This window comes from Gryllotalpicola sp. CP2-P1 (genome assembly GCF_057512245.1).
Map to the genome: position 1 here is coordinate 1 of NZ_JBLRDT010000403.1, position 1,030 is coordinate 1,030.

Sequence of the window (1,030 nt, forward strand, 5' to 3'; positions counted from 1 at the left end):
CAGTCCGGAGATCGCGTCGATGCCGCTCATCAGCTGGCCCCGATCTTGAGGGCGGCCTCGTAGGCGTCCTGCGCGCGGTCGACGACCGCCGCGTTCGCCTGGTAGCCGCGCTGGGCCATGATGAGCGCGCCCATCTGCGAGCCGAGGTCGATGTCGGGCATCCGCACATAGCCCTCGGCGTCGGCGACGGGGTTCTCGGGGTCGTAGGTGACCCGGCCCTCCGCCGAGCCGTAGGCCGCGCCCGTGACGTACACGCCCGAGGTGCCGGCGCCGGCCTGCACGGCGACGTAGCGCGCCTGGAACGCACTGCCGCTCATGGGCTCTGCGGTGTTGATGTTGGCGATGTTGTCGGAGATGGCGTCGAGCCACTTGCGGTGCACCGTCAGCCCGGTGCCGGCGATGCCGATCGCGTCAGCCATGTTCGTCCCGTCCTCCGGCTCAGGCCGTCTTGAGGGCGGCGGTCAGCGACTGGAACTGCTGGTTCATGGCCTGGGTCGCGAACTGGTAGCGCAGCCCGGTCTCGATGTTGTTCAGCGTCTCCTCGTCGAGGTTGACGTTGTTGCCGTTGGTCTGCGTCGGCTCGAGCGACGGCAGCACGTCGGGGGTGACGGCGCCGCTGCCCTGCGCCACCGACTGGGCGAGGGCGTCCTCGAAGGTGACGCGCTTGGCCTGGTAGTTCGGCGTGTTGATGTTCGCGATGTTGTCGGCGATCACGCGCTGGCGCGTGGAGAGGCCGGTGAGCGCGCTCGTGAGCGCGGCCTGGGTCACGGATTCGATCATGCTGAGCCCCAACAGGATGACTGGTCGATGTCCGGCCGATCCGTGGCCGCTCGTCGGGAGCGAATCCGTGCTCTCCGCCTGTGCCTATCGGGGCTGGGCGCGTGCCCGGTTAGCGGATTGCCCCGTTGTGGGGGTCCGTGTGCTCTGACGGGGTCTGCCGGCGGGGTCAGCCGACGGCGTCGAGGTAGACCGGCGCGCGCTCCGCGGTCGCGCTGGCCGATGCGCGGCGCCCGCGCGCGAGTGCGCGCAG

At 70.4% G+C, this 1,030-nt stretch carries 2 protein-coding genes; both read right to left on the reverse strand.

Annotation, left to right across the window (positions count from 1 at the left end):
- Positions 1 to 29 precede the first annotated feature (29 nt).
- Positions 30 to 419 carry a flagellar basal body rod protein FlgC gene (locus ACM2XV_RS15570; RefSeq protein WP_344774068.1) on the reverse strand — a complete coding sequence of 130 codons (390 nt, stop codon included), beginning with the start codon at positions 417 to 419 and terminating at the stop codon, positions 30 to 32.
- A gap of 19 nt (positions 420 to 438) precedes the next feature.
- On the reverse strand, positions 439 to 780 hold the full coding sequence (flgB, locus tag ACM2XV_RS15575; RefSeq protein ID WP_344774070.1) for a flagellar basal body rod protein FlgB: 342 nt from the start codon (positions 778 to 780) through the stop codon (positions 439 to 441).
- Positions 781 to 1,030: the final 250 nt, after the last annotated feature.

What these genes read in the sequence shown, in the direction of transcription:
- flgB (WP_344774070.1), bottom strand. Translation starts at nt 780, where the DNA reads ATGATCGAATCCGTGACCCAGGCCGCGCTCACGAGCGCGCTCACCGGC.
- ACM2XV_RS15570 (WP_344774068.1), bottom strand. Translation starts at nt 419, where the DNA reads ATGGCTGACGCGATCGGCATCGCCGGCACCGGGCTGACGGTGCACCGC.